We start from the raw sequence: 25389 nt of genomic DNA on the forward strand, positions 1-25389 counted from the left end.
AAGCTCGCTCCCACATGGAATCTGCGGTGGACACAAATGTTGTGACCACTCGAGACCCTCTGTGGGAGCGAGCTCGCTCGCGATGGCTATCAGGCCGACAACAAAGCCTTCAAGCTTGAGTCACAGCAGCGGCTCATCCGCCTTCTTCTGCTTCCAGCCGTCATTGCCCGGCAGCAGCAGGTTCAGCGCGATCGCCACCACCGCGCACAACGCGATGCCTTTGAGGCCGAAGTCGTCCGGGCCGGTGCCGGTGCCCACCAGCACGCCGCCGATGCCGAACACCAGCGTCACCGAAACGATTACCAGGTTGCGCGCCTCGCCCAGGTCGATCTTGTGGCGGATCAGCGTGTTCATGCCCACCGCCGCAATCGAACCGAACAACAGGCACAGGATTCCGCCCATCACCGGCACCGGGATGCTTTGCAGCAGCGCGCCGAACTTGCCGATGAACGCCAGGCTGATGGCAAAGATCGCCGCCCAGGTCATGATCTTCGGGTTGTAGTTCTTGGTCAGCATCACCGCGCCGGTCACTTCGGCGTAGGTGGTGTTGGGCGGGCCACCGAACAGGCCGGCGGCGGTGGTGGCAATGCCGTCACCGAGCAGGGTGCGGTGCAGGCCGGGTTTCTTCAGGTAGTCGCGACCGGTCACGCTGCCCACGGCAATCACGCCGCCGATGTGCTCGATGGCCGGTGCCAGGGCGACCGGCACGATGAACAGGATCGCCTGCCAATTGAACTCCGGCGCGGTGAAGGCTGGCAGGGCGAACCAGGGAGCGGCGGCGATTTTCGCGGTGTCCACGACCCCGAAGAAAAACGCCATGGCAAAGCCCACCAGCACGCCGGAAATGATCGGCACCAGGCGGAAAATGCCCTTGCCGAACACCGCCACGATCAGGGTGGTGAGCAGCGCCGGCATCGAGATCATCATCGCGGTCTGATAATGAATCAGCTCGGTGCCGTCACCGGCCTTGCCCATTGCCATGTTGGCGGCAATCGGCGCCATGGCCAGGCCGATGGAAATGATCACCGGACCGATGACCACTGGCGGCAGCAGCCGGTCGATGAACCCGGTGCCCTTGATCTTCACCGCCAGGCCCAGGAAGGTGTAGACGAAACCCGCCGCCATCACCCCACCCATGGTCGCGGCCAGGCCGAACTGGCCCTTGGCGAGGATGATCGGGGTGATGAAGGCAAAGCTCGAGGCCAGGAACACCGGTACCTGGCGCCCGGTGACGACTTGGAACAGGATCGTTCCCAGGCCGGCGGTGAACAGCGCCACGTTAGGGTCCAGCCCGGTGATCAGCGGCATCAATACCAGCGCGCCGAAGGCGACGAACAGCATCTGCGCGCCGGACAGGACCTGGCGCCAGAGCGGATCGTTGAACTCATCCTGCATGCTCAAGCGTCCTTCTGCTTGGTGCCGAAGATCTTGTCGCCGGCATCGCCCAGGCCCGGGATGATGTAGCCATGCTCGTTGAGTTTCTGGTCGATGGAGGCGGTGTAGATGGTCACGTCCGGGTGGGCGTCCTGCACGGCCTTGATGCCTTCGGGAGCGGCGACCAGCACCATGGCGCGGATCTCCCGGCAACCGGCCTTTTTCAACAGGTCGATGGTGGCGACCATGGAGCTGCCGGTGGCAAGCATCGGGTCGATGATCATCGCCAGGCGCTCGTCGATTTCCGGCACCAGTTTTTCCAGGTAGGTGTGGGCTTGCAGGGTCTGCTCGTTGCGAGCCACGCCCACGGCGCTGACCTTCGCCCCCGGGATCAGGCTCAGTACGCCTTCGAGCATGCCGATGCCGGCGCGCAGGATCGGCACCACGGTGATCTTCTTGCCGGCGATTTTCTCGACCTGGACCGTACCGGCCCAGCCGTCGATTTCGTAGGACTCCAGCGGCAGGTCCTTGGTGGCTTCGTAGGTGAGCAGGGCACCGACTTCCTGGGCCAGTTCACGGAAGTTCTTCGTGCTGATATCGGCGCGGCGCATCAGGCCGAGTTTGTGTCTGATCAGCGGATGGCGGATCTCGAGGATGGGCATGGGGAAGGCTCCGGCGGCGGGCAAAAAAACCGGCCTAGATTAATCTATCCGAGGGTGTTGTCCTATAGACAATACAGAACGTTAGTCCACAAACGCTTGATCTGGCCGGGCGGGATGCGTACCTTTGCCGGCTTTTCCGAACCCTGCCCCCCCTGGAGAGCGCCATGTCCGCTGATCTCGAGCATATCCGTCAAATCATGCGAGAGGCTGACTGCCTGTACACCGAAGCCGAAGTCGAAGCGGCCATCGCCCGTGTCGGTGCGCAAATCAACGAGCAACTGGCCGATGCCAATCCGGTGGTGTTCTGCGTCATGAACGGCGGGCTGATTTTCTCCGGCAAGCTGCTGACCTGTCTGAACTTCCCCCTGGAAGCGTCCTACCTGCACGCGACGCGTTATCGCAACGAAACCAGCGGTGGCGACCTGTTCTGGAAAGCCAAGCCGGAAGTCTCGTTCATCGACCGCGACGTGCTGATCATCGACGACATCCTCGACGAAGGTCACACCCTGGGCGCGATCATCGACTTCTGCAAACACGCCGGCGCCCGCGCCGTGCACACCGCCGTGCTGATCGACAAGGACCACGACCGCAAGGCGCGGCCGGACTTGAAAGCCGATTTCGTCGGCCTGCCGTGTATCGACCGCTACATCTTCGGCTACGGCATGGACTACAAAGGTTACTGGCGCAACGCCAATGGCATTTTCGCCGTCAAGGGGATGTAATCGATGACTCGGCCAAGTTTCCTGGAACAAGCGTTGTTCGATGAATTGGCCGAGAAAGCCGCGGCCAGTCCTCGCGGACGCCAGCACCATAACTTCCATGAGATGGATGAACCGTGCCACCGCATGGCGGTTGGCTTGCAGCCTTGCACCTACGTCCCGCCGCACCGCCACCTGAGCGCCGATAAGGCGGAAACCTTGCTGGTGCTCAAGGGGCGGCTGGGGGTGTTGATTTTCGACGAGGCCGGTGCGGTGGTGGACAAGCGCATCCTGCAGGCCGGTGGCGATTGCCTCGGCGTCGACCTGCCCTCTGGCGTGTATCACGGGTTGGTGGTGCTGGAAGCCGACAGCCTGATGTTCGAATGCAAGGCCGGTCCCTACCGGCCCGTGGGCGAGGGCGAACTGGCCCACTGGGCGCCCCGCGAAGGCGAGCCAGGCGTGGCCGAGTACCAGGCCTGGATGCGTGCTCAGTTCGACTGAGCACCGAATCAGTCGCCGGCACGGAGCTTTTGTGGCGAGGGAGCTTGCTCCCGCTTGGGTGCTTGGCACCCACCTGCAATTGGGGCTGCTGCGCAGCCCAGCGGGAGCAAGCTCCCTCGCCACCGTTCAAGCAAGTCTTGGATGAGCCGCGCTACCGGCCAACCACTGCTCACTCTTGACCCGCGCCTGCTCCAGGGTCTGCACATAGGCCAATTGCCGCTGTTCGCGATGAATGCCGGCGCGGCGCAGTTTCAGGCGCACCCTGGGCGCGGTCGCCACCAGGATCAGGCCGATGCCGTGCTTGCGGTAATCCTTCAGGATATTCTCCAGCGCAGCCAGCGCGGTCATGTCCAGCATGGGCACGGCGCTCATTTCCACGACCACCACCCGAACGCCCGGGTCGAACCGGCGCAGCACATCCAGGGCTTTTTCCGCCGCGCCAAAGAACAACGGTCCACGAATGGCGTAGCAGCGAACGTGCTCGGGCATGTCCAGCAGGGCCTGGTGAAAATGGCGCGGCAACTCGGCGCTGTCGGTCAGTTCGCTCATGCGCTTGATGAACAGGCCGGCGGCCAGCAGCAGGCCGACGGCGACAGCCAGGACCATGTCGAACAGCACCGTCAGGCCCAGGCAGGTCAGCAGCACCAGCACGTCGCTGCGCGGGGCGATGCGCAGGGTGTGCAGCACATGCCCGGCTTCGCTCATGTTCCAGGCGACCATCACCAGCAGCGCGGCCAGTGCGGCCATGGGCAAGTAACTGAACAGCGGCGCCAGCAGCACAATCGCCACCAGCACCACGAGGCTGTGGATGATCGCGGCCAGCGGTGAAAAGGCGCCACTGCGCACATTGGTGGCGCTGCGGGCAATGGCGGCGGTGGCGGTGATGCCACCGAACAGCGGCGCCACCAGGTTGCCCAGGCCCTGGCCCATCAGTTCGGCATTGGGATCGTGCTTGCTGCCGGTCATGCCGTCCGCCACCACCGCGCACAACAGTGATTCGATGGCACCGAGCATGGCGATGGCAAAGGCGGGCGCCAGCAATTGGCGGATCAGGTCATAGGACAGGATCAACGGATGTCCCTGGCTGTCCGGCAGGTTCCAGGGCCAGTCGAAGCTGGGTAGGAAGGGTGGGATGCCCGGGTGAGCGATGCCATCGACGACGTAGCTGAAACGTTCGCCCAGCGTCGCGATCGGCCATCCGCCGCGCTCCATCGCCAGCCCCAGCAACGTGCCCACCAGCAGCGCCACCAGATGCCCGGGCACCCGTGGCACCCAGCGCGGCCAGACAATCAGCACCGCCAGGCACACGGCCCCGATGACCCCATCACCCAGACGGGCACCGGGCAGCGCCACGATCAATTCGCCCAGCTGTTCGATGTAGTGTTTGGCTTGGCCGGCAGTGGTCAGCCCCAGCAGATCCTTCAGTTGCAACGTGGCGATGACCACGCCGATGCCCGCGGTGAAGCCGAGGATGACCGGATAGGGAATGTACTGGATCAGGCGGCCGGCGCGTATCAGGCCCAGGGCGATCAAGATCAGGCCGGCGAGCATGGTACACAGCAGCAGGCCGCCCAGGCCGTATTGTTGGGTGATGGGCAGCAGGATCACCACGAACGCCGCCGTCGGCCCGCTCACGTTGAAGCGCGAGCCGCCGGTGAGGGCGATCAGCGGTGCCGCCACCAACACCGTGTACAGACCGTGCTGCGGCGGCACGCCGACGGCAATCGCCAGGGCCATGGCCAGGGGGATGGCGATAATGCCGACGGTCAGCCCGGCCACCAGATCGCCGCGCAGGCGTTCCAGGGTGTAGCCGGCACGCCAGGTCTGGCGCCAGGCGGCGAATAACGGTGGTGCGGAGAAAGCCATGAATACTCCTCGCAAGGGGGGCTGGCACTGGCCCCGTGGCGAGGGAGCTTGCTCCCGCTCGAGTGCGTAGCGCTCGCAATATTCTGGGGCGGCTGCGCCACCCAGCGGGAGCAAGCTCCCTCGCCACAAAGGCATGCATCAGTGATATCGATGCTGATGGCCTCTTTGAGTATGCCGCGCCCGCTGTCCGGATGTATTGATCCGGATCGCTTATTTTTACTGTCCGTGCTCATGCTAGAGTGCCCGGCCAAGATTCTGGAGGTTGTCATGCGTGTATCGATCCGCCGCTGCGCCACTTCACTGTTGATCGCCAGCCTGCCTTTGACGGCCGTGGCCGCGCCGATGCACAGCCAGTTCCTGCCGCCGGATGACCTGGTGGTGCGCCAGGAACAGCCCGAACAGCAGCAGTTGCTGCAAGTGACCGAGTATTCGGTGGTGCTGGGTAACCAGCGCCAGTCCAACCAGCAACCGATCCCGGTCACTTCGCCCTTGCTGGTCCGTCTCAAGGGCAAGTCCTTGAACAAGGGGGCGACCATCAGCCAGGTGATCCTCAACTTCGACGGCGAAAGCAAAAGCTTGAAGAAACCGGCCTTCGACGAGGCGAGCAAGACCCTGACACTGTCTTATCCACAGGCCCAGTACCGGGTGGTCATCGACCTGTTGCGCAACAATACGGTCTACGTGCAGTTCCTCACCTACGCCAACGGCCATATCTGGGCCGACCTGCACACCGGCATCGAACGCCCGCGTTGAGCCCCGAGGCCTGCCGGGGGTAAACTGCCCGCCCCCGTGAATTGTGCGAGTTGGAGCCGGCAATGCGTAAAGACAAGAAACAAGTGATTGGCGACGAGATTGGCGATGAGCAGATCAAGCTGTTCCTCAATTTCGAGCCGGTCGATGCCACTTCGCCTTCATTGCACAAACTGATCAAGGCCTACCGTGGCCTGCGGGTCGACGATTTCGAGCGTTTCTTGACGTTCTTCGTCGAGGCCGGCCATGACCTCGACGGCAAGGATGAGCACGGCAACGATTTCGTTGCGCTGATCCAGGACCAGCGCAATGCCGAGGAATACATCGAATTGATCAACAAGGCGCGCCGCTGAGTTGAACCCCTGTCAACGCTCTTCGGAGCGTTGACTCGTTTGGGCTGATCGCAACTAATCTCTTCTTCTGCAAGTTGCTCCGAAAGGTTATGTCACCATTCGGGCTGTTTTGTTTTATTTGAATTTCCATTACTTTTGCGCCGAAGCCAAGTGGCTTTGACGTCATCGTTTAAATGGAGCTTTATTCATCATGGAAGATCAAAAGAAGTTTGTCGCCGGGGTGTTGTTGTCCCTGGCGGCGTGTCTGGCAAGTTCCGCTTCCTGTGCGCGGGATGAAATTGTCAATGTCGAAGTCCATAACGCAACCGCCGCCGTCATCGTTCCCGGCAGAGATTTTACCTGGACGCAGAATCCGGCCAATGCAGGCCACAGCTTTTCGATAAACCCGGGCGAGAGCCAGGAATTAACCTACTACCTGCCCCAGTCACGCGCCGAGCGAGAGGCCTTCAGCTATACGCAAGGCAGCCGAACCTGTCAATTCAGCTTTGGACATGTCGCAAGGGCACCGGGCAGTGATAAAGAGGCAATGCCTTATCATCGCTGGGTCAAGGCGGAGCCGGCGGGTTCCTGTGTCGCTGAATTGTTTTATGTTGAAGATGATGACGACTATGTGAGTCACGGTGGAACACGCGTCAAATTCAGCATGAACTAACACCGAGGAAATAAAAAAGCCTCCCGTCTGCACGGGAGGCTTTTTTATATTAGCGGCAAGGTGTCAGGCGTAACTTTGAGCCTTGCTGTCTTCAACCAACTCCAACGCAATGTTGTTCTGCGCGTTGATCTTGCGATACAGCGCCGCGTCGGTTTCCAGCACTTTTTCCCGGGCCGGGAAAATCTCTGCGAGCTTGCCAGCCCACTCGCCCTTGGCCTTGTCCGGGAAGCAGCGCTCGATCAGCTCCAGCATGATCGATACGGTCACCGAAGCACCCGGCGATGCGCCGAGCAGGGCGGCGAGGCTGCCGTCCTTGGCCGCCACCAGTTCGGTGCCGAACTGCAGGACGCCACCTTTCTTCGGGTCTTTCTTGATGATCTGCACCCGTTGGCCGGCCACTTCCAGGCGCCAGTCTTCGGCTTTCGCCTCGGGGTAGAAGCGACGCAGGGATTCCAGGCGCTGCTCCATGGACTGCATCACTTCGCTGATCAGGTACTTGGTCAGGTCCATGTTGTCCCGGGCCACGGCCAGCATCGGGCCGATGTTGCCGGCGCGTACCGACAGCGGCAGGTCCATGATCGAACCGTGCTTGAGGAACTTGGTGGTGAAACCGGCGTATGGTCCGAACAGCAGGGATTTCTTGCCGTCGACCACGCGGGTGTCCAGGTGCGGCACCGACATTGGCGGCGAGCCCACGGCGGCCTGGCTGTAGACCTTGGCCTGATGGTGCTTGACCACTTCCGGGTTGTCGCAACGCAGCCACTGGCCGCTGACCGGGAAGCCACCGAAGCCCTTGCTTTCCTCGATGCCCGAGGCTTGCAGCAGCGGCAAGGCCGCGCCGCCGGCACCGAGGAACACGAACTTGGCGTCGACTTCGCGGGTGCTGCCGGAATTGACGTCCTTGATGCTCACGGTCCAGCCGCTGCCGTTGCGCTTGAGGCCGGTGACGCGCTTGCAGTATTTGACCTGGGTGTCCGGGGCGCTGGTCAGGTGCTTGAGCAACTGATTGGTCAGGGCGCCGAAGTTGACGTCGGTCCCGTTCATGACGCGGGTGGCGGCGATGACTTCATCGTCCGGCCGGCCAGGCATCATCAACGGCATCCACTCGGCCATCTGGCCTTTGTCTTCGGTGTATTCCATGTCGGCGAAGGCGTGATGCTGGCGCATCAACTCGAAGCGCTTCTTCAGGAACGCCACGCCTTTGTCACCCTGTACGAAACTCAGGTGTGGCACCGGGGCGATGAAGGACTTGGAGGAGCCGAACGTGCCTTTCTGGGTCAGATACGTCCAGAACTGCTTCGACACTTCGAACTGGGTGTTGATGTGCACGGCTTTCTTGATGTCGACCGTACCGTCGGCCGCCTGGGGCGTGTAGTTGAGCTCACACAGCCCGGCGTGGCCGGTGCCGGCGTTGTTCCACGGGTTGGAACTCTCCGCGGCACCGGAGTCCATCAGCTCGACGACTTCCAGCGAGATCGCGGGGTCGAGCTCCTTGAGCAGCACGGCCAGGGTGGCACTCATGATGCCGGCCCCTACCAGAACTACATCGACTGCTTCGTTATGCGCCATTTAACGCGTCTCCAAAATCTGCAGCACCAAATTGTCGGCATAGCGGCCAGGAGTGGCGGGGCAGGTCAGTTGCGCCCCAGTTATCCATGGCCAGGATCGCCATGTCCGAATCTTCGCAATTTTTCGCACCTACTGCGGATGCATGCAGCCTGGCCTCAAGAGTCACATGAACTCATTTAAGCGCCGGGCAGGCAATTCGACTTATGGCCGAGACATCCGTTCGTGCAACCAAATCCGTAGCGGACAGGCTTCAGGCGCCGGTTCTTGAGCGATATCCGGTCCTGTGTCGTTGGGCTGTTTCAGACGCTAATGGTGCTTGTTCAGACGCAAAACTCTTCATTTGCTCGCCACACTCTCGTGAAGTTGTGAAAACCCGTTTTTTCACGCTCTTTTGAAGACGTGAACCTCAAAAAAGGGCTGTCCCAGCCTGGCACCGTGCCCGGTTTGGTTGCCCCCATGGAGTACATGACAGGCAAAACAGGCAGACAGCTCAGTGACCGAGCGTAATGACAGCTCTGCAGATTCGCGAAAAGTGGTGATTTGCCTGGAGAACAGCAAGCGCGCCAGCTTCACTCGATCTGTGTGGGCGGCTCTCTGTGGGCGGTGCGGGGTGCCAATACCAGCGCATCAGCGGTGTTGCGAGGCCCGATCAGGAGACGTCCTTATAATCGGGGGGAGATTGTATCGAAGAAACGCAGGGAAATGGTCGTGTTTAATGACTTTTATTAGCCGTCCGGTCAGATGGTCAACAGTTGCCGGTTGCGTGCGCGGGCACGAAGCGGTTGCACGCGGGCGCTGGCGGGCAATGGCTGGTGCAACCAGTTGAGGCGGATTTCGTCGATTTCCACCCAGCCCTCGCCCATGGGTTGCAGGCTGCACTGCTTGAAGGCCTGGCAACGGCCGTTGCGATCGAGCAGGGCGAAGCTGCGGTGATGGGGACGCGGGGTGAACAGGGAAATGAGGAAGCGCATGAGCGAATACCGGGTCAGGGAGCTTGGAGCAAGCCTGACAGCGGGCCATGACATGCCAATGTAAGGACCGTGACAATGGGGTGACAGGAACCGGCAATCACGGCCCGTGTCAGACATTTCAGTATTCATCGTGCGACGCTAGTTCACGGCGATGGCGCACCGCTATACTGCCGGCCTGTTTGTGCCCGATTCTGGAGAGAAGAGCATGTTGCAACGCCTGTTGTTCGGTTTGATCGCTGTGACCAGTCTGACCCTCGTCGGCTGCGCCCACAGCCCGCAACAACTTAACCCGGAGCCCAAGCTCAATGCCCAACTGGCGCCTGTGGGTCGTGGCCAGCCGGTGGTGGTGCGGGTCGTGGACGGTCGTCCGTCGCCGACGCTCGGCACCCGTGGCGGGCTGTACCCGGAAACCAGCGTGATCACGGTGCAGGGTGCGCAGATCCTGCCCAAGCTGCAGGCCCAGGCTGAAGCCGCGGTGCGTTTGCTGGGCTTCACGCCGACCGCCAATGCCTTGAATGCACCGCAACTGACCGTGACCCTGGCTGAGCTCAAGTATCAGTCGCCCAAGGAAGGCATGTACGTGACCGAAGCCACCATTGGCGCGACTTTCCGCTCCGACGTGCAGAACGCCAACCGCCGCTACAGTGGTCGTTACGGTGCGTCCCTGGATCAGCGCTTCGGCATGGCGCCCAACCAGGACACCAACACCAAGCTGGTCAGTGACGTATTGAGCGATGCCCTGACCCGGCTGTTCAAGGACCCGACCATTGGCCAGGTGCTGGCTGAGTAAGCATTAAGTCCTGTAACCCCTGTGGGAGTGAGCTTGCTCGCGATAGCAGCGTGTCAGCCATCTCGATGTCGGCTGATCCACCGCTATCGCGAGCAAGCTCGCTCCCACAGTTTTTTCAGGCGGCCTGGGAATAGAATTCCAGCACGCTGATCCCGGTCAGCAGGTCTGTTTCAGGCAGGTCGGCATGTTGATGGCCGCCGAGGGCGCAGTACACCAGCCAATGGCGGTCCTGCACATTGAAGGACAGGCTGTCGACGAGGTTCTGTTGTTCGTCGCTTGGGCTGATGAGATAGAGGCGATCCTGGTTTTCGGCGTGCAGCATGACGGGTTCCGTGCGGGTTTGAAGGGCGACAGAGTGGCCTATTCAGATGACGAAACCGTTACGGGGGAAATTAACCCGAGGATTGATTGCGGAGCCTGTGGCGAGGGAGCTTGCTCCCGCTGGGCTGCGTAGCAGCCCCCGACTAGCGTCTCGGTGTGTCAGGTTAATCGTGCAAGCTTTTTTTGGGACTGCTGCGCAGTCCAGCGGGAGCTAGCTCCCTCGCCACGAAGTCACCAGGCCATTATCCCAGCCGGTCGTTACTGGTCGGAAAAAACGGTGCAGGACGGCAGGCTTTCGGTAGAATCCGCGCCCTGTTCGTAGGCTACCGGGCGTGTCTGTCCTGTCCGTTTTTCGCTTGAGGTTCGTGATGTCGCTGCATCTGTTTTCGTTGTTCGCCGCCCACCCCGCCAAACTGATCAACCTGCTCGCGTTGCTGTTTGCCTGCCCGGGCGGCTGGGTATTGCACGCGACGCGTCGCCGTGAACAACGGGCGCGAGCCTGCCTGCAAGCACGCAATGGCAATGGCGAGGAGCGCTTCGAAGCACTGCTGGACCTGGCCACCCAGCGCATGAACCGGTTTTTCTATCGGTTCGGCTTTGGCTGCCTGGCGCTGGCGTTGCTGGTGTCGTGGATCAGTACGCAGTTCTGACTGCGTAGCTGTGGCGAGGGCGCTTGCAGCGCAAGCGAGGGCCGCCAGGCAAAGGTGCTTTTGTGGCGAGGGAGCTTGCTCCCGCTGGGCTGCGAAGCAGCCCCCTCTTGAACGGTCAGCCCCAAGGCTCTGACTAACCGCAAGCCCGTTTTGCGATTGCTGCGCAATCGAGCGGGAGCAAGCTCCCTCGCCACAGAGACCCTGTGTCCCCAGACCTGTCGCTTAAAGCGCCAACCCGGCCTTGACCCGATACTGATTACGCACCGGCGTCGCATATTGCAGCACCAGGAACGGCCGGTGTTCCGGCGGGCAAGCGTCCAGCCGGCGCTGCCATTCTTCCTGGGCCTTGGCCAGTTCATCGGCACCAAACACTTCGGCCGCCGTCGGCACCTGCAACTGCGGGTCGGCGTCGGCCCATTGGGCGTAAGCCAGGTAATGCACCGGGAACAGGCGGTAGCCGCCGAGAATCTGCCGGTCCATTTCCAGGGCCAATTGCTTGGTGTCCTCGAACAGCTCGGTGATGGGCGCGGCGAAGTTCACGTGGACCCGGCCCTTGTAGCCGGTGATGCCCTTGGCGATGCTCACGTCGTCCTCGCCCGGTGCCTTGGTGTAGGTGCCGGTGGTGGCGCGGATGTACAACTCGCGGGCCTTGGCCTGGTCGCACGGGTCGTATTCGTAGCTGATCGACACCGGCGTGAGGTTCAGCGACTGGATCACCTCGCCGAACGGCTCGTCCTTGCGGCTCATGTGGAACATCTTGAGGATCGCCGATTCGGTCCGGTCGTCGCCGTCCTTGGCCCGCCCTTCGGCCTGGGCGATCCAGATCGAGGCGCAGTCGTTGCGGATCGAATGGTTGATGTACGCCGACAGCAACTGGTACGCCGCCATTTTTTCCCGCCGTCCGGTGATGGAGCGGTGCACGATGAAGCTCTTGTTCAGGCGCATCAGGTCGCTGACAAAAGGTTTCTGCAGCAGGTTGTCGCCAATGGCGATGCGCGGCGTCGGCAGGCCGGCGTGGTATACGGCGTAGTTGACGAAGGCCGGGTCCATCACGATATCGCGGTGGTTGGCGATGAACAGGTACGCGCTGCCGGACTTGAATTGCTCCACGCCGGTGTAGGTCACGCCATCGGTGGCGCGCTCGATGGTGTGGTCGACGTAGAACTCCACCTTGTCCTGCAAAGTGGCGACCGACGTCACACCGGCGAACTCACGGCGCAATCTTTGCGCTATAAGGGGTTTGAGCATCCAGCCGAAGGCGCCGGCCAGGCGTGGGAAGCGGAAGTGGGTGAGGATATCTAGAAACGCCTTGTCGCCGAGCAGCCGTGCCAGCACCGCTGGGACTTCGCTGTCGTCGTAAGGTCGGATGGCATCGAATTCGCCCATCATGCTCTCTTGTTGGAAACGGCTAGGGTAAGTAAAGGTTCGATCGAAAAAACGACGGGGCACGGCCTGGAAGATAAGCCAGACGAAAATAGCCCTGCAAATAGACCGGCGATTATACGCACAAGTCACTTGGGAGACCGCGATGCTGGAGCAGGCTCATTATGATTGTCCCTATTGCGGGGAGGATGTGGAGACAACCGTGGACTTGTCCGGCGGCGACCAGACCTACATCGAGGACTGTCAGGTGTGCTGTCGACCGATCACCTTTGTGCTGCAGGTCCATGGCGAGGAATGGCATCTCGAAGTCTTCAGCGAAAACGAATGATGGGGCGCCCATGCAGCGAATCTACGAGCTGGAAAACCTGATGGAAGGCGAGTTGTTGCAAGGGATGCTTGCGAGCGAAGGCATCACGGCGCATCTGGTGGGGCGTGATTTGCTCGGCGGCGCGGGGGAGTTGCCCATGCAGGGCCTGCTGGGGCTGGCGGTGGAGGACGAGCAGGCGCAATACGCCCGTGAGTTGATCGCCGCGTACAATGTCGCGCTGCCGCTGCCCGGCGATGAACCGGACAGCTACCCCGGCACGCTGGTCTGTTAGGCTGGCGGTCGTTCGTTCGATCAAGAGTCGTGTTGCCCCATGTGTGGACGTTATGCCCTGTTTCGCTGGAACCCCACCTTTGCGGGCCTGCCCGGTTTTCCCGCCGATCAGAAGGCCCAGTGGAATATTTCGCCCAACGATTCGGTGCTGATGCTACGGGCCGGCGCCGAGGGCCAGCGCGAGCTGGCTCGGGCGCGTTGGGGCCTGACGCCGCCGTGGCTGACCGACTTGTCCCGCACCCCGGCCCATGCCCGGGCCGAAACCGTGGCCGAGCAGCCGATGTTTCGCGAGGCCTTGCGCCTGCGCCGCTGCCTGCTGCCGGCCAACGGCTTTTATGAGTGGCGCGGCGGCACACGCAAGCGTCCGTACTGGCTGACGCCGGGGGAGGGCTCGTCGCTGTTTTTTGCCGCGATCTGGGAAGCGTATCCGGTGCAGGAGCAGGTGTGGCTGAGCACGGCGGTCATCACCCAGCCGGCGGCGGGGCAGCGCCGGCCGTTGATCCTGGACGAAGAAGGCCAGCGCCTGTGGCTCGACCCGCAGACACCGCTGCATGCCTTGCAAGGGTTGCTGGCAAGCGAGCCGGCGCCACTGCGCGAGCGGGTATTGGCCAATATGGTCAATGATCCGAAGCTCAATGGGCCGGAGTGCTTGACCCCGGCTTGAGCTTTGCGGGGATTGTGCCGGCCTCATCGCGAGCAAGCTCGCTCCCACAGTGGGGTGTTCACAAAAAATGTGTTCACCGCCTACCCCCTGTGGGAGCGAGCTTGCTCGCGATGGCGTCGTGTCAGTCAACCTACTCGTGGTGCGGTTCGCCCAGGAAGGTCAGCGAGGTGAACACGCCGCGGGTGGCCACGTCCTTGTTGTCCTTGAGCGCAATTTCCATCTGCGCCGCGATCACATTCAGGCCTTCGTTGCGCACCAGCACCTTGGCCCGGCCTTCTGCATCGGTTTCGGTCGAGACGGTGTTCGGCGCGCTGCGGTAGTCGCCCACCAGTTTCACACCGGCCGCCGGTTTGCCATCCAGCAGCACCCGTACCGGCAATGACTGGCCCGGGCCTACGGTCAGCGGGTCGACTTCCGGCAGGATCACGAACTTGATCGGTGCAAGCGCCGGCAGTTTCGCCCCCGGCTCATAGATCGCCAGGCTGTACTTGAACGTCTGGGTCGACTCGATCGCCCCGGGCACTTTGCTGCGGCCTTCGTTGATCCACTTCTTGTCCGCCGTCTGGGACCACATGCCATTGTCCAGCGCCACCGCCAGCACGGCCGGTGGCTTGAGCGGTTGCAGGCGGGCGTGGTCCGGCAGGCGCTCTACGGTGACCGGAATCATCTTGCCGCCCAGGTCATAGGCCCAGGCACCGCTGATTTTCTGCGCCTTGAAGGCATTGTCTTCGGCACCGTGGCCGTAGATCACTTCGATGTTGCCGCGACGCTGTTCGGTCCACAAGCCATGGGCCGAGGCCTGTGCGGCCAGGAGCAGGCCGAGCAGGGCGAAGGTCTTGGGGTGTTTCATGGCGTTTTTCCTTTTACAGAGCGAGGGTAAGACTGACGGTGAAATTGCGTGGTTCGCCGGGGGTGACCCAGTAGTTGCTGTAGGCGCGCTCGTAGTATTTTTCGTCGAAGACGTTGTTCAGGTTCAGGCCCACGGTGACGTCGTCGCTGGCCTTGTAATGGGCCAGCAGGTCCACGGTGTGATAGGCCGGCAGTTCGAAATCCTTGCCGGCTTCGCCCGAGCGATCGCCGACGTAAGTGAGCGCCGCGCCGACATCCGAACCGCGCAGGTGCCCGTCCTGGAATTCGTAGACCCCCAGCACGCTGCCGCTGTGTTTGGCGACGCCGAGGATCCGGCTGCCGGTGGGAATGGTTTCGTCGCCCTTGGTCACTTCGGCATCGATGTAGGCATAGGCGCCGATCACCCGCACGGCGTCGGTTACCTGCCCGGTCACCTGCAGGTCGATGCCCTGGCTGCGGGCCTTGCCGATGGCGCGACTGAAGTCGGTCCCGGCGACCGGGCTCAGGACGTTTTCCTTCTCTATATGGAAGGCCGCCAGGGTGGTGCTCAGGCGATCGTCGAACCACTCGCTCTTGATCCCCACTTCATAGCCGACGCCTTCCTCGGGGTCGAAAGTCTTGCCACTGGCATCCAGGCCGTTGTTGGGCTTGAACGAGGTGGAGGCGTTGGCGAACAGCCCGACTTCGGGTGTCAGTTGATACAGCAGGCCGGCCCGCTGCGTCAGGGCATCATGGCGTTGGCGATTGGTGCGATTGCGGGTGTGGTCGTCGATGCTCTGCTCGAAATGCTCATACCGCACGCCGAGCATGCCCCGCAGCTTGTCAGTGAAGATGATCTGGTCCTGCAGGTTCAGTGCGCGGCTTTGCACATGTTCGAAGAAGTCTGTGCCGGAGGGCGTGCCAGTGGGTTTTGGCTGGCCGTAGACTGGCTGATAGATGTCGATGGGGTAAGCGCCGGCGATGTTGGTCACGCGCTCGTTCTTGCGGTAGTCCTCGTATTCGCTGCCGACCAGCAGTTCGTGCTGCCACGGGCCGAGGTCGAACAGGCCGCGCAGTTCCAGTTGGGTGATGCTGTCGTGCCAATTGTTGTCGCGCTCGCGGTAGCGGCGGTTCACTGTGTGGCCGTCGGCGTTCAGCGGGCGCGCCTCGGAAGCGAAGCCCCAGAGTTCGCCCTGCTTGTAATGGCTGGCCAAGCGTAACTGCCAGGCGTCGTTGAGCTGATGCTCGAGGGCGGCCTGGAGCATGTTGTTGTGGTTGTCGATGTCGCCGTCGTTGGGTTCGCCCAAAAAGGTCGAACGGGAAACGCCGCTCCAGCGATTGTTCGGGGCGACAATGCCACGGTCGAATGTCGAGCTGTGGCGCACGATTTCGCTTTCCACCAGCAACCGGGTGTCGGGGTTCAACTGCCAACTGATGGAAGGCGCGATGAAAACACGTTTGCTGCCGACATGGTCGCGAAAGCTATTGTTGTCCTCGACCGCCAGGTTGACCCGCGACAGCAGGTTGCCCTCGGTGTCCAGTGGCGTGTTGACGTCCAGCGCGGTGCGGTAGCGGTCCCAACTGCCGGCGCTGGTCTGCAGGGTGGTGAAGGCTTCCGGTTGCGGTTTCTTGGTGACAATGTTCACCGTACCGCCGGGATCGCCCCGGCCATACAGGCTGGCAGCCGGGCCCTTGAGCACTTCGATGCGTTCGATGTTCGCGGCGTCCGGCGTGCTCGGATAACCGCGGTTGGCGCTGAAGCCGTCCTTGTAGAACTCTGAAGTGGTGAAGCCGCGCACGCTGTATTCGTAGAGCGTCAGGCCGCCGAAGTTGTTCTGCTTCGACACACCGCCGGCATATTCCAAGGCTCGCTCGACGCTGGTGCTGCCCAGGTCCTTGAGCACGCTGGCGGGAATCACGCTGATCGATTGCGGGATGTCGCGCAGGGCAGTGTCGGTTTTGGTGGCGCTGGCCGAGCGGGTGGCGCGATAGCCCGTGACAGGGCCGGTGGGGGATTCGTAGTCGGACGTCACGGTGATGGCGTCCAGTTCCAGGGGCTGGATTTCCTCGGCGTAGGCCGGATCGCCCAGTAGTCCCAAGGCGAGGCTGGCAGCTGAAATCCGTTTTAGGGGTGGCATGTTATATTGTTCCAATTTTTAGTATTGAAACAATATAACACTACCAATGAGAATTTATGCTATCTGTAATTTCAAGTGGAATCTGGATAGGTTTGCCAGGGGGATAACATTGGAGTGCAGGTAGGCATCTTTGTGGCGAGGGGATTTATCCCCGTTCGGCTGCGCAGCAGCCGTAGACCCGTTGGTGCGGTTCGTCTGATGGACCGCGGTATCTGATTTTGGGGTTGCTGCGCAACCCAGCGGGGATAAATCCCCTCGCCACAAGTTTTTTCAGGCCCCCAGGATGTGCCCTGCGGCTACTGCTCTTCCTTGAGCACTACCGGCGCCGGCGGTGGGCGCAGGCCGATTTCGGCGGTGAGCTTGAGCTCCTTGCCGTTGCGCATGACCTGGATCGTTACCTTGTCGGTGGGCTTGATCCGCGCCACCTGGTTCATCGAGCGGCGGCCATCGCCGGCCGGTTCGCCATCGATGCTCAGGATCACATCGCCCAGTTGCAGGCCGGCCTTCTGCGCCGGACCGTCGCGGAAAATCCCCGCCACCACGATACCGGGCCGTCCGGACAAGCCGAAGGACTCCGCCAGCTCCTGGGTCAGCGGCTGGACTTCAATGCCCAGCCAGCCACGGATCACCTGGCCGTGTTCGATGATCGACTTCATCACCTCCATCGCCAGCTTCACCGGAATGGCGAAACCGATGCCCTGGCTGCCGCCCGACTTGGAAAAGATCGCCGTGTTGATCCCGGTGAGGTTGCCGTTGGCATCCACCAGCGCGCCGCCGGAGTTGCCGGGGTTGATCGCGGCGTCGGTCTGGATGAAATCCTCATAGTTGTTGAGGCCCAACTGATTGCGCCCGGTGGCGCTGATGATGCCCATGGTCACGGTCTGGCCAACGCCGAACGGGTTGCCGATGGCCAGGGTCACGTCGCCGATGCGAATGCTGTCGGAGCGGCCGATGGTGATGGCCGGCAGGTTCTTGAGGTCGATCTTCAGCACCGCGAGGTCGGTTTCCGGGTCGCTGCCGATCACCCGAGCCAGGGTTTCACGGCCGTCCTTGAGGGCCACCACGATCTGGTCGGCACCGGCGGTGACGTGGTTGTTGGTCAGGATGTAGCCTTCCGGGCTCATGATCACGCCCGAGCCCAGGCTCGACTCCATGCGCTTCTGCTTGGGCGAGTTGTCGCCGAAGAAGCGCCGGAACTGCGGGTCTTCGAACAGCGGATGGCTGGGCTTGTTGATGACCTTGGTGGTGTACAGGTTCACCACGGCCGGCGCGGCGGTGGTCACGGCGTCGGCATAGGACACCGGCCCCTGCTGCACCGCCTTGGTTTGCGGCGCTTGCTGCAGGTTGACGTCGAGGCTCGGCAGGCCGACCCATTCCGGGTAGCGCTGGATAATCAGTAGAGCGACAAGCACGCCGGCCAACAGCGGCCAGCCGGAAAAACGCAGCGCCTTGAGCATTAAGCACGTCCTACAAAGGTTGCAGGCGGTATGAGACCGCCCATAATGTCGCGCATTATACGAGGCCGCGCGCGCCTCTGAACGGGATATTTAGGAGTCTTTTATGGCCGTAGCCCTGAACACCCTGGTTGAAGAAGCGGACCGTTACCTGGCAAGCAGCCGGATTGCCGATTATTGCCCCAACGGCCTGCAGGTCGAAGGCGCGCCCCAGGTGATGCGCATCGTCAGCGGTGTCACCGCCAGCCAGGCGCTGCTCGATGCCGCCGTCGAGGCCGAGGCCGACCTGGTGCTGGTGCATCACGGTTATTTCTGGAAGGGCGAGAACCCTTGTATCACCGGCATGAAACAGCGTCGCCTCAAGACGTTGCTCAAGCATGACATCAGCCTGTTGGCCTATCACTTGCCCCTGGACCTGCACCCCGAGGTGGGCAATAACGTGCAGTTGGCCCGCCAGTTGGACATCACCGTCGAGGGCCCCCTGGACCCGGATAACCCCAAGGTTGTCGGTCTGGTCGGCTCCCTGTCCGAACCAATGACGGCGCGGGATTTCGCGCGCAAGGTTCAGGATGCCCTGGGGCGCGAGCCCCTGCTGATCGAAGGCGGGCAGATGATCCGCCGGGTCGGCTGGTGCACCGGTGGTGGCCAAGGTTATATCGATCAGGCGGTGCTGGCCGGGGTCGACCTGTACCTCAGCGGCGAGGCGTCGGAGCAGACATTCCACAGTGCTCGGGAAAACGGCATCAGCTTCATCGCCGCAGGGCATCATGCGACTGAACGCTACGGTGTCCAGGCGCTGGGCGACTACTTGGCGCGACGCTTTGCCCTGGAGCACATCTTCATCGATTGCCCGAATCCCATCTGACTGCTTATAACCATTGTGGGAGCGAGCTTGCTCGCGATGGCGGTGGGTCAGTCAACCTCAGTGCTGACTGATACACTGCTATCGCGAGCAAGCTCGCTCCCACAAAAAGCGGTTGCAGTGCCCGAACCACCAGGCATATCCATATGCTGTTTCGATCTAGTTGGCGCCCTGATTAGAAGAGGTCGCTGTGCTAGGATTCCCCGCTCGAACACGGCCCGCTGGCCGTTCATAAGAAAGTTTTCGTGAGTAGCCATGGTCGACAAACTGACGCATCTGAAACAGCTGGAGGCGGAAAGCATCCACATCATCCGCGAGGTGGCCGCCGAGTTCGATAACCCGGTGATGCTGTACTCCATCGGTAAAGACTCCGCCGTGATGCTGCACCTGGCACGCAAGGCGTTCTTCCCCGGCAAGCTGCCGTTTCCGGTGATGCACGTCGACACCCGCTGGAAATTCCAGGAAATGTACAAGTTCCGCGACCGCATGGTCGAGGAACTGGGCCTGGACCTGATCACCCATGTGAACCCGGACGGCGTGGCGCAGGGCATCAACCCGTTCACCCACGGCAGTGCCAAGCACACCGACATCATGAAGACCGAAGGCCTCAAGCAGGCCTTGGACAAATATGGTTTCGACGCCGCGTTCGGCGGTGCCCGTCGCGATGAAGAGAAATCCCGCGCCAAGGAGCGCGTGTACTCGTTCCGTGACAGCAAGCACCGCTGGGACCCGAAGAACCAGCGTCCGGAACTGTGGAACGTCTACAACGGCAAGGTCAACAAAGGCGAGTCGATCCGCGTATTCCCGTTGTCGAACTGGACCGAGCTGGACATCTGGCAGTACATCTACCTCGAAGGTATCCCGATCGTGCCGCTGTACTTCGCCGCCGAGCGTGAGGTGATCGAGAAGAACGGCACGCTGATCATGATCGACGACGAGCGCATCCTCGAGCACCTGTCCGACGAAGACAAAGCCCGTATCGTCAAGAAGAAAGTGCGTTTCCGTACCCTTGGCTGCTACCCGTTGACGGGCGCGGTGGAGTCCGAGGCCGAAAGCCTGACGGATATCATCCAGGAAATGCTCCTGACGCGAACTTCCGAGCGCCAGGGCCGGGTCATCGACCACGATGGCGCAGGCTCGATGGAAGATAAAAAACGTCAAGGTTATTTCTAAGGGGCTGTCATGTCGCATCAATCTGATTTGATCAGCGAGGACATCCTCGCCTACCTGGGCCAGCACGAGCGTAAAGAGCTGCTGCGCTTTTTGACCTGCGGTAACGTCGACGACGGCAAGAGCACCCTGATCGGGCGCCTGCTGCACGACTCCAAGATGATCTACGAAGATCACCTGGAAGCCATCACCCGCGATTCGAAGAAAGTCGGCACCACCGGGGACGATATCGACCTGGCGTTGCTGGTCGACGGCCTGCAGGCCGAGCGCGAGCAAGGCATCACCATCGATGTCGCCTACCGCTATTTCTCCACTGCCAAGCGCAAGTTCATCATCGCCGATACCCCCGGCCATGAGCAGTACACCCGCAACATGGCCACCGGTGCCTCCACCTGTGACCTGGCGATCATCCTGGTGGATGCCCGCTACGGCGTGCAGACCCAGACCCGTCGCCACAGCTTCATCGCCTCGTTGCTGGGCATCAAGCACATCGTCGTGGCCATCAACAAGATGGACCTCAAGGACTTCGACCAGGGCGTGTTCGAGTCGATCAAGGCCGACTACCTGAAGTTCGCCGAAGGCTTGAAGATGAAGCCCACCAGCATGCACTTCGTGCCGATGTCCGCCCTCAAGGGCGACAACGTGGTGAACAAGTCCGAGCGTTCGCCGTGGTACACCGGCCAGTCGCTGATGGAAATCCTCGAGACCGTGGAAGTGGCGGGCGACCGCAACTTCACCGACCTGCGTTTCCCGGTGCAGTACGTCAACCGTCCGAACCTGAACTTCCGCGGTTTCGCCGGCACCCTCGCCAGCGGCATCGTGCACAAGGGCGACGAAGTGGTGGTGCTGCCGTCGGGCAAGAGCAGCCGCGTGAAATCCATCGTCACCTTCGAAGGCGAGCTGGAGCACGCCGGTCCAGGCCAGGCGGTCACGCTGACCATGGAAGACGAGATCGACATCTCCCGTGGCGACCTGTTGGTGCATGCCGACAACGTTCCGCCGGTCACCGACAGCTTCGAAGCGATGCTGGTGTGGATGGCCGAAGAGCCGATGCTGCCGGGCAAGAAATACGACATCAAGCGCGCCACCAGCTACGTGCCGGGCTCCATTGCCAGCATCGTCAACAAGGTGGATGTGAACACCCTCGAAGAGGGCCCGGCCAGCGCGCTGCAGCTCAACGAAATCGGCAAGGTGAAGATCGCCCTGGATGCGCCGATCGCCCTGGACGGTTACGAAAGCAACCGCACCACCGGCGCCTTCATCGTCATCGATCGTCTCACCAACGGCACGGTCGGTGCCGGTATGATCGTCGCCCAGCCGTTGACCCACGGCAGCAGCACGCACCACGGCAAACTGGCCCATGTGTCGGTGGAAGAACGCGCCCAGCGCTTCGGCCAGCAACCGGCCACGGTCTTGTTCAGTGGCCTGTCGGGCGCGGGTAAAAGCACCCTGGCCTATGCGGTCGAGCGCAAGTTGTTCGATTCGGGTCGTGCGGTCTTTGTCCTCGATGGCCAGAACCTGCGCCATGACCTGAACAAGGGCCTGCCCCAGGATCGTGCCGGGCGGACCGAGAACTGGCGCCGTGCGGCGCATGTCGCTCGTCAGTTCAACGAAGCCGGCCTGCTGACCCTCGCCGCGTTCGTCGCGCCGAGTGCCGAAGGGCGTGAGCAGGCCAAGGACCTGATCGGCCGTGAGCGTCTGCTGACGGTCTACGTCCAGGCCTCGCCAGCAGTGTGTGCCCAGCGTGATCCGCAAGGGCTGTATGCCGCCGCCGGCGACAACATCCCGGGCGAGTCCTTCCCGTATGACGTGCCGCTGGATGCCGACCTGGTCATTGACACCCAGGCGCTGACACTGGAAGAGAGCGTCAAGCAGGTGCTGGATCTGCTGCGCAAGCGTGGGGCGATCTAAGGAACGCCGCTGTCAGTAAAAAGCCCGCAGATGAGTGATCGTCTGCGGGCTTTTTGTTGTCTGGAAGGACGCTATCGCGAGCAAGCTCGGCTCCCACAGGGATGTCCATTTTCACCAACAATCCCTGTGGGAGCCGAGCTTGCTCGCGATGAGGCCAGTACAGACACCTCAGGATTTACCGGGATACTCGCGGTGCATCTGCGCAAGCAACGCATCCTTGTCCTGCCACAGCTGGTTGATCCAGCCCTGGAACTCCAGGCGATACACGCCGTCCTGGTCGTAGTTCTTGCCGATGAACTGCGGCGGGATCTTCAGTTCCTGGAAATGCACCACCACTTCCCCAACGTTGCCGCAGAGCAAATCCCAATACCCCGGACGTCCGCCCGGGTAATGGATGGTCACGTTGATGATCGATTCCAGTTGTTCACCCATGGCATCGAGCACAAACGCGATGCCGCCAGCCTTGGGCTTGAGCAGGTAGCGAAACGGTGACTGTTGCTGGGCATGCTTGCCGTCGGTGAAACGCGTGCCTTCGACGAAGTTGAAAATGCCCACGGGGTTGTTGCGAAACTTCGCGCAAGTCTTGCGAGTGGTTTCCAGGTCCTTGCCTTTCTTTTCCGGGTGTTTCTCCAGGTACGCCTTGGAGTAACGCTTCATGAACGGGAAGCCCAGGGCCCACCAGGCCAGGCCGATCACCGGCACCCAGATCAGTTCCTGCTTGAGAAAGAACTTCAACGGCCGGATGCGCCGGTTCAGCACGTACTGCAACACCATGATGTCGACCCAGCTCTGGTGGTTGCTGGTGATCAGGTACGAATGCTGGTAGTCCAGGCCCTCCAGGCCACTGAGATGCCAGCGGGTACGGCGCAGCAGGTTCATCCAGGCCTTGTTGTTGCTGATCCAGGCCTCGTGGATGTGGCCCATCAGCCAGTCGGTGAAGCGCTGGGCGGTGGGGAAGGGCAGCAATAGCTTGAAAATCGCCACGATGAACAGCGGCGTGCAGCAGGCGATGGTGTTCAGCGCCAACAGCAGCGAGGCAATGACGCCGCGCAAAGGGGGAGGCAGGAAGTCCAGCATTTAAATATCCAGAGGTCGGTTGGCGGCTTGGATCGCGGTCAGGGCGATGGTGTACACGATGTCGTCGACCTGGGCGCCGCGGGGCAAGTCATTCACCGGTTTGCGCAAGCCTTGCAGCATCGGCCCGAGGCTGACGCAATCGGCGCTGCGCTGCACGGCCTTGTGGGTGGTGTTGCCGGTGTTGAGGTCGGGGAAGATGAACACCGTCGCCCGGCCGGCCACCTGGCTGTTGGGCGCCAATTGCCGCGCCACGGTTTCATTGGCGGCGGCGTCGTATTGCAGCGGACCGTCGATCAGCAGGCCCTGCTGGGCTTCGTGGGCCAGCAGGGTGGCTTCACGGACTTTTTCCACTTCTTCGCCACTGGCCGACTCGCCGCTGGAATAGCTGAGCATCGCCACCCGTGGCGTGATGCCGAACGCGGCGGCCGAGTCGGCGCTTTGCAGGGCGATTTCCGCCAGTTCCGCAGCACTGGGGTGCGGGTTCATCACGCAGTCGCCGTAGACCAGCACTTCTTCGGGGAAGAGCATGAAAAACACCGAGGACACCAGGGAGCAACCCGGCGCGGTCTTGATCAGTTGCAACGCCGGACGGATGGTGTTGGCGGTGGAGTGGATGACCCCGGATACCAGTCCGTCCACTTCATCCAGGGCCAGCATCATGGTGCCGATGACCACGGTGTCTTCCAGTTGCTGCTCGGCCATCGGCGCGTTCAGGCTCTTGCTCTTGCGCAACCTCACCATCGGTTCGACATAACGCTCGCGAATCGAATCCGGGTCGAGAATCTCCAGCCCCGGCGGCAGCTCGATGCCTTGGGCGCGGGCCACCGCTTCGACGTCGGCCGGTTTGGCCAGCAACACGCAGCGGGCAATGCCCCGGGCCTGGCAAATGGCGGCGGCCTGGACGGTCAGCGGTTCGCTGCCTTCGGGCAGCACGATGCGTTTGTTGGCGGCTTGGGCGCGCTGGATCAACTGATAGCGGAACACCGCCGGCGACAAGCGCATTTCCCGCGGTGTGCCGCAGCGCTGGTGCAGCCATTTGGCGTCCAGGTGGCTGGCGACGAAATCGGTGATGATCTCCGCACGTTCGCGGTCATCGATGGGAATTTCCTTGTTCAGGCCGTTGAGCAGGTTGGCGGTGTCATAGGAGCCGGTGCTCACCGACAGCACCGGTAACCCTGCCTGCAAGGCGCCGCGGCACAGGTCCATGATGCGTGGGTCGGGCAGGGTGTCGCTGGTCAGCAGCAGGCCGGCCAGTGGCACGCCGTTGATCGCGGCCAGGCTCACGGCGAGGATGATGTCGTCGCGATCGCCGGGGGTTACCACCAGCACGCCGGGCTTGAGCAGTTCCACCGTGTTGCGCATGGTGCGGGCGCAAATGATGATGTTGCTCATGCGCCGGGTTTCGTAGTCGCCGGCATTGAGCACTTGGGCGCCCATCAGGTCGGCCACGTCGCGGGTGCGCGGGGCGTTGAGTTCGGGGCGAAACGGGATGCAACCGAGCAGGCGGAAATCGCCGCTGCGCAGCAAGGGCGAGTGCTCCTTGAGCCGTGCGGAAAACGCCTCCATGCTTTCCTCGGTGCGGACCTTGTTCAGGATCACCCCGAGGACTTTCGGGTCCTTCGGCCCGCCGAACAGTTGCGCCTGCAACTCTACCCGCCCGGAAAGCTCGGTCAGCACTTCGTTCTCCGGTGCCGACACCAGGATGACCTCGGCGTCGAGGCTCTTGGCCAGGTGCAGGTTGACCCGGGCGGCGTAGCTGGCGTTGCGGGTCGGGACCATGCCTTCGACGACCAGCACGTCCTTGCCGATGGCCGCTTGCTGGTAAAGGGTGATGATTTCTTCCAGCAGCTCATCGAGCTGGCCGTCGCCGAGCATGCGCTCGACGTGCGCCAGGCCCAGGGGCTGCGGAGGCTTGAGGCCATGGGTGCGGGCCACCAGCTCGGTGGAGCGCTCCGGCCCGGTGTCGCCGGGATGCGGCTGGGCAATGGGTTTGAAAAAGCCGACTTTCAGCCCGGCCCGTTCGAGGGTACGCACCAGCCCGAGGCTGATGGAGGTCAGGCCCACACCAAAATCGGTGGGTGCGATAAAAAAAGTTTGCATGCGGATTCTCTAAAGGAGCATGGCAATGGCGCGGCCTATGACTGGCC

Annotated in this window: 25 protein-coding genes; 13 read left to right on the plus strand and 12 right to left on the minus strand. The window is 62.0% G+C overall.

Annotated elements, in window-relative coordinates; translation table 11 throughout:
• Positions 1-120: 120 nt before the first annotated feature.
• Both AO356_RS16580 and upp read right to left on the minus strand, forming a co-directional pair.
• Positions 121-1395 (minus strand): uracil-xanthine permease family protein, encoded by a 1275-nt coding sequence (locus AO356_RS16580; RefSeq protein WP_060740664.1) that lies wholly within the window; start codon positions 1393-1395, stop codon positions 121-123.
• A 2-nt stretch (positions 1396-1397) separates the two neighbouring features.
• A complete protein-coding gene (gene upp, locus AO356_RS16585) occupies positions 1398-2036 on the minus strand; it encodes a uracil phosphoribosyltransferase (protein ID WP_060740665.1) in 639 nt (212 codons plus the stop codon).
• Positions 2037-2200: 164 nt separating this feature from the next.
• Between upp and AO356_RS16590 the strand changes: the two genes are divergently transcribed.
• Positions 2201-2758, plus strand: a complete 558-nt coding sequence (locus AO356_RS16590) for a hypoxanthine-guanine phosphoribosyltransferase (protein ID WP_057451825.1) — start codon at positions 2201-2203, stop codon at positions 2756-2758.
• A gap of 3 nt (positions 2759-2761) precedes the next feature.
• Positions 2762-3235, plus strand: a complete 474-nt coding sequence (locus tag AO356_RS16595) for a WbuC family cupin fold metalloprotein (protein WP_060740666.1) — start codon at positions 2762-2764, stop codon at positions 3233-3235.
• Positions 3236-3361: 126 nt separating this feature from the next.
• Here AO356_RS16595 and dauA read toward each other — a convergent pair whose 3' ends face one another.
• Positions 3362-5101: a C4-dicarboxylic acid transporter DauA gene (dauA, locus tag AO356_RS16600; RefSeq protein WP_060740667.1), complete on the minus strand. Its 1740-nt coding sequence runs from the start codon at positions 5099-5101 to the stop codon at positions 3362-3364.
• Between the two features lie 267 nt (positions 5102-5368).
• Between dauA and AO356_RS16605 the strand changes: the two genes are divergently transcribed.
• The 3 genes from AO356_RS16605 to AO356_RS16615 all read left to right on the plus strand — a co-directional run bounded on the left by AO356_RS16605 (position 5369) and on the right by AO356_RS16615 (position 6856).
• A complete protein-coding gene (locus AO356_RS16605; RefSeq protein ID WP_060740668.1) occupies positions 5369-5854 on the plus strand; it encodes a hypothetical protein in 486 nt (161 codons plus the stop codon).
• Between the two features lie 62 nt (positions 5855-5916).
• On the plus strand, positions 5917-6204 hold the full coding sequence (locus AO356_RS16610) for a PA4642 family protein (RefSeq protein ID WP_060740669.1): 288 nt from the start codon (positions 5917-5919) through the stop codon (positions 6202-6204).
• A 190-nt stretch (positions 6205-6394) separates the two neighbouring features.
• Complete coding sequence (locus tag AO356_RS16615; RefSeq protein ID WP_060740670.1) at positions 6395-6856, plus strand: hypothetical protein; 462 nt, start codon at positions 6395-6397, stop codon at positions 6854-6856.
• Positions 6857-6919: 63 nt separating this feature from the next.
• Here the strand turns inward: AO356_RS16615 and mqo are convergent, their stop codons facing one another.
• Both mqo and AO356_RS16625 read right to left on the minus strand, forming a co-directional pair.
• Positions 6920-8425, minus strand: coding sequence for a malate dehydrogenase (quinone) (mqo, locus tag AO356_RS16620; RefSeq protein WP_060740671.1), 1506 nt, complete (start codon positions 8423-8425; stop codon positions 6920-6922).
• 737 nt (positions 8426-9162) lie between these two features.
• Positions 9163-9396, minus strand: coding sequence for a hypothetical protein (locus AO356_RS16625; protein ID WP_014340171.1), 234 nt, complete (start codon positions 9394-9396; stop codon positions 9163-9165).
• 205 nt (positions 9397-9601) lie between these two features.
• Between AO356_RS16625 and AO356_RS16630 the strand changes: the two genes are divergently transcribed.
• Complete coding sequence (locus AO356_RS16630) at positions 9602-10186, plus strand: YajG family lipoprotein (protein ID WP_003205489.1); 585 nt, start codon at positions 9602-9604, stop codon at positions 10184-10186.
• A gap of 115 nt (positions 10187-10301) precedes the next feature.
• Here AO356_RS16630 and AO356_RS16635 read toward each other — a convergent pair whose 3' ends face one another.
• Complete coding sequence (locus AO356_RS16635; protein WP_003185312.1) at positions 10302-10508, minus strand: hypothetical protein; 207 nt, start codon at positions 10506-10508, stop codon at positions 10302-10304.
• A gap of 367 nt (positions 10509-10875) precedes the next feature.
• Here AO356_RS16635 and AO356_RS16640 point away from each other — a divergent pair, with 367 nt between their 5' ends.
• Positions 10876-11157, plus strand: coding sequence for a hypothetical protein (locus AO356_RS16640; RefSeq protein WP_060740672.1), 282 nt, complete (start codon positions 10876-10878; stop codon positions 11155-11157).
• Between the two features lie 222 nt (positions 11158-11379).
• Here AO356_RS16640 and AO356_RS16645 read toward each other — a convergent pair whose 3' ends face one another.
• Positions 11380-12546 carry a 1-acyl-sn-glycerol-3-phosphate acyltransferase gene (locus AO356_RS16645; RefSeq protein WP_060740673.1) on the minus strand — a complete coding sequence of 389 codons (1167 nt, stop codon included), beginning with the start codon at positions 12544-12546 and terminating at the stop codon, positions 11380-11382.
• A gap of 139 nt (positions 12547-12685) precedes the next feature.
• Between AO356_RS16645 and AO356_RS16650 the strand changes: the two genes are divergently transcribed.
• The 3 genes from AO356_RS16650 to AO356_RS16660 are packed head-to-tail and all read left to right on the plus strand — an operon-like array spanning position 12686 to position 13802.
• Positions 12686-12868, plus strand: a complete 183-nt coding sequence (locus AO356_RS16650) for a CPXCG motif-containing cysteine-rich protein (protein WP_060740674.1) — start codon at positions 12686-12688, stop codon at positions 12866-12868.
• Positions 12869-12878: 10 nt separating this feature from the next.
• Complete coding sequence (locus AO356_RS16655; protein ID WP_024619861.1) at positions 12879-13139, plus strand: putative signal transducing protein; 261 nt, start codon at positions 12879-12881, stop codon at positions 13137-13139.
• A gap of 39 nt (positions 13140-13178) precedes the next feature.
• Positions 13179-13802 carry an SOS response-associated peptidase gene (locus AO356_RS16660; protein ID WP_060740675.1) on the plus strand — a complete coding sequence of 208 codons (624 nt, stop codon included), beginning with the start codon at positions 13179-13181 and terminating at the stop codon, positions 13800-13802.
• 130 nt (positions 13803-13932) lie between these two features.
• Here the strand turns inward: AO356_RS16660 and AO356_RS16665 are convergent, their stop codons facing one another.
• The 3 genes from AO356_RS16665 to algW form a co-directional block, all read right to left on the minus strand.
• Positions 13933-14652, minus strand: a complete 720-nt coding sequence (locus tag AO356_RS16665; protein ID WP_060740676.1) for a DUF4198 domain-containing protein — start codon at positions 14650-14652, stop codon at positions 13933-13935.
• A gap of 13 nt (positions 14653-14665) precedes the next feature.
• Positions 14666-16768, minus strand: coding sequence for a TonB-dependent siderophore receptor (locus AO356_RS16670; protein ID WP_060740677.1), 2103 nt, complete (start codon positions 16766-16768; stop codon positions 14666-14668).
• 296 nt (positions 16769-17064) lie between these two features.
• Positions 17065-18225, minus strand: coding sequence for a Do family serine endopeptidase AlgW (gene algW / locus AO356_RS16675; RefSeq protein WP_060740678.1), 1161 nt, complete (start codon positions 18223-18225; stop codon positions 17065-17067).
• A gap of 103 nt (positions 18226-18328) precedes the next feature.
• Here algW and AO356_RS16680 point away from each other — a divergent pair, with 103 nt between their 5' ends.
• From AO356_RS16680 to cysN, 3 genes are all read left to right on the plus strand, one after another.
• Positions 18329-19087 (plus strand): Nif3-like dinuclear metal center hexameric protein, encoded by a 759-nt coding sequence (locus AO356_RS16680; protein WP_060740679.1) that lies wholly within the window; start codon positions 18329-18331, stop codon positions 19085-19087.
• 252 nt (positions 19088-19339) lie between these two features.
• Positions 19340-20257, plus strand: a complete 918-nt coding sequence (gene cysD, locus AO356_RS16685; RefSeq protein WP_003178041.1) for a sulfate adenylyltransferase subunit CysD — start codon at positions 19340-19342, stop codon at positions 20255-20257.
• A gap of 9 nt (positions 20258-20266) precedes the next feature.
• Positions 20267-22165, plus strand: a complete 1899-nt coding sequence (gene cysN / locus AO356_RS16690) for a sulfate adenylyltransferase subunit CysN (RefSeq protein WP_060740680.1) — start codon at positions 20267-20269, stop codon at positions 22163-22165.
• Between the two features lie 168 nt (positions 22166-22333).
• On the opposite strand, the gene AO356_RS16695 is transcribed toward cysN, so the two are convergent.
• The gene (locus AO356_RS16695; RefSeq protein WP_060740681.1) at positions 22334-23242 is read right to left on the minus strand and encodes an acyltransferase; all 909 of its coding nucleotides are present in this window, start codon (positions 23240-23242) and stop codon (positions 22334-22336) included.
• Positions 23243-25342 carry a phosphate acetyltransferase gene (pta, locus tag AO356_RS16700; RefSeq protein ID WP_060740682.1) on the minus strand — a complete coding sequence of 700 codons (2100 nt, stop codon included), beginning with the start codon at positions 25340-25342 and terminating at the stop codon, positions 23243-23245.
• Positions 25343-25389: the final 47 nt, after the last annotated feature.

It is taken from the genome of Pseudomonas fluorescens (genome assembly GCF_001307275.1).
GTDB classification, from domain to species: domain Bacteria; phylum Pseudomonadota; class Gammaproteobacteria; order Pseudomonadales; family Pseudomonadaceae; genus Aquipseudomonas; species Aquipseudomonas fluorescens_AA.

Bases quoted from the DNA above. Each gene is read 5' to 3' on its own strand.
- AO356_RS16580 (WP_060740664.1), bottom strand. From the start codon at position 1,395: ATGCAGGATGAGTTCAACGATCCGCTCTGGCGCCAGGTCCTGTCCGGC.
- upp (WP_060740665.1), bottom strand. From the start codon at position 2,036: ATGCCCATCCTCGAGATCCGCCATCCGCTGATCAGACACAAACTCGGC.
- AO356_RS16590 (WP_057451825.1), top strand. From the start codon at position 2,201: ATGTCCGCTGATCTCGAGCATATCCGTCAAATCATGCGAGAGGCTGAC.
- AO356_RS16595 (WP_060740666.1), top strand. From the start codon at position 2,762: ATGACTCGGCCAAGTTTCCTGGAACAAGCGTTGTTCGATGAATTGGCC.
- dauA (WP_060740667.1), bottom strand. From the start codon at position 5,101: ATGGCTTTCTCCGCACCACCGTTATTCGCCGCCTGGCGCCAGACCTGG.
- AO356_RS16605 (WP_060740668.1), top strand. From the start codon at position 5,369: ATGCGTGTATCGATCCGCCGCTGCGCCACTTCACTGTTGATCGCCAGC.
- AO356_RS16610 (WP_060740669.1), top strand. From the start codon at position 5,917: ATGCGTAAAGACAAGAAACAAGTGATTGGCGACGAGATTGGCGATGAG.
- AO356_RS16615 (WP_060740670.1), top strand. From the start codon at position 6,395: ATGGAAGATCAAAAGAAGTTTGTCGCCGGGGTGTTGTTGTCCCTGGCG.
- mqo (WP_060740671.1), bottom strand. From the start codon at position 8,425: ATGGCGCATAACGAAGCAGTCGATGTAGTTCTGGTAGGGGCCGGCATC.
- AO356_RS16625 (WP_014340171.1), bottom strand. From the start codon at position 9,396: ATGCGCTTCCTCATTTCCCTGTTCACCCCGCGTCCCCATCACCGCAGC.
- AO356_RS16630 (WP_003205489.1), top strand. From the start codon at position 9,602: ATGTTGCAACGCCTGTTGTTCGGTTTGATCGCTGTGACCAGTCTGACC.
- AO356_RS16635 (WP_003185312.1), bottom strand. From the start codon at position 10,508: ATGCTGCACGCCGAAAACCAGGATCGCCTCTATCTCATCAGCCCAAGC.
- AO356_RS16640 (WP_060740672.1), top strand. From the start codon at position 10,876: ATGTCGCTGCATCTGTTTTCGTTGTTCGCCGCCCACCCCGCCAAACTG.
- AO356_RS16645 (WP_060740673.1), bottom strand. From the start codon at position 12,546: ATGATGGGCGAATTCGATGCCATCCGACCTTACGACGACAGCGAAGTC.
- AO356_RS16650 (WP_060740674.1), top strand. From the start codon at position 12,686: ATGCTGGAGCAGGCTCATTATGATTGTCCCTATTGCGGGGAGGATGTG.
- AO356_RS16655 (WP_024619861.1), top strand. From the start codon at position 12,879: ATGCAGCGAATCTACGAGCTGGAAAACCTGATGGAAGGCGAGTTGTTG.
- AO356_RS16660 (WP_060740675.1), top strand. From the start codon at position 13,179: ATGTGTGGACGTTATGCCCTGTTTCGCTGGAACCCCACCTTTGCGGGC.
- AO356_RS16665 (WP_060740676.1), bottom strand. From the start codon at position 14,652: ATGAAACACCCCAAGACCTTCGCCCTGCTCGGCCTGCTCCTGGCCGCA.
- AO356_RS16670 (WP_060740677.1), bottom strand. From the start codon at position 16,768: ATGCCACCCCTAAAACGGATTTCAGCTGCCAGCCTCGCCTTGGGACTA.
- algW (WP_060740678.1), bottom strand. From the start codon at position 18,225: ATGCTCAAGGCGCTGCGTTTTTCCGGCTGGCCGCTGTTGGCCGGCGTG.
- AO356_RS16680 (WP_060740679.1), top strand. From the start codon at position 18,329: ATGGCCGTAGCCCTGAACACCCTGGTTGAAGAAGCGGACCGTTACCTG.
- cysD (WP_003178041.1), top strand. From the start codon at position 19,340: ATGGTCGACAAACTGACGCATCTGAAACAGCTGGAGGCGGAAAGCATC.
- cysN (WP_060740680.1), top strand. From the start codon at position 20,267: ATGTCGCATCAATCTGATTTGATCAGCGAGGACATCCTCGCCTACCTG.
- AO356_RS16695 (WP_060740681.1), bottom strand. From the start codon at position 23,242: ATGCTGGACTTCCTGCCTCCCCCTTTGCGCGGCGTCATTGCCTCGCTG.
- pta (WP_060740682.1), bottom strand. From the start codon at position 25,342: ATGCAAACTTTTTTTATCGCACCCACCGATTTTGGTGTGGGCCTGACC.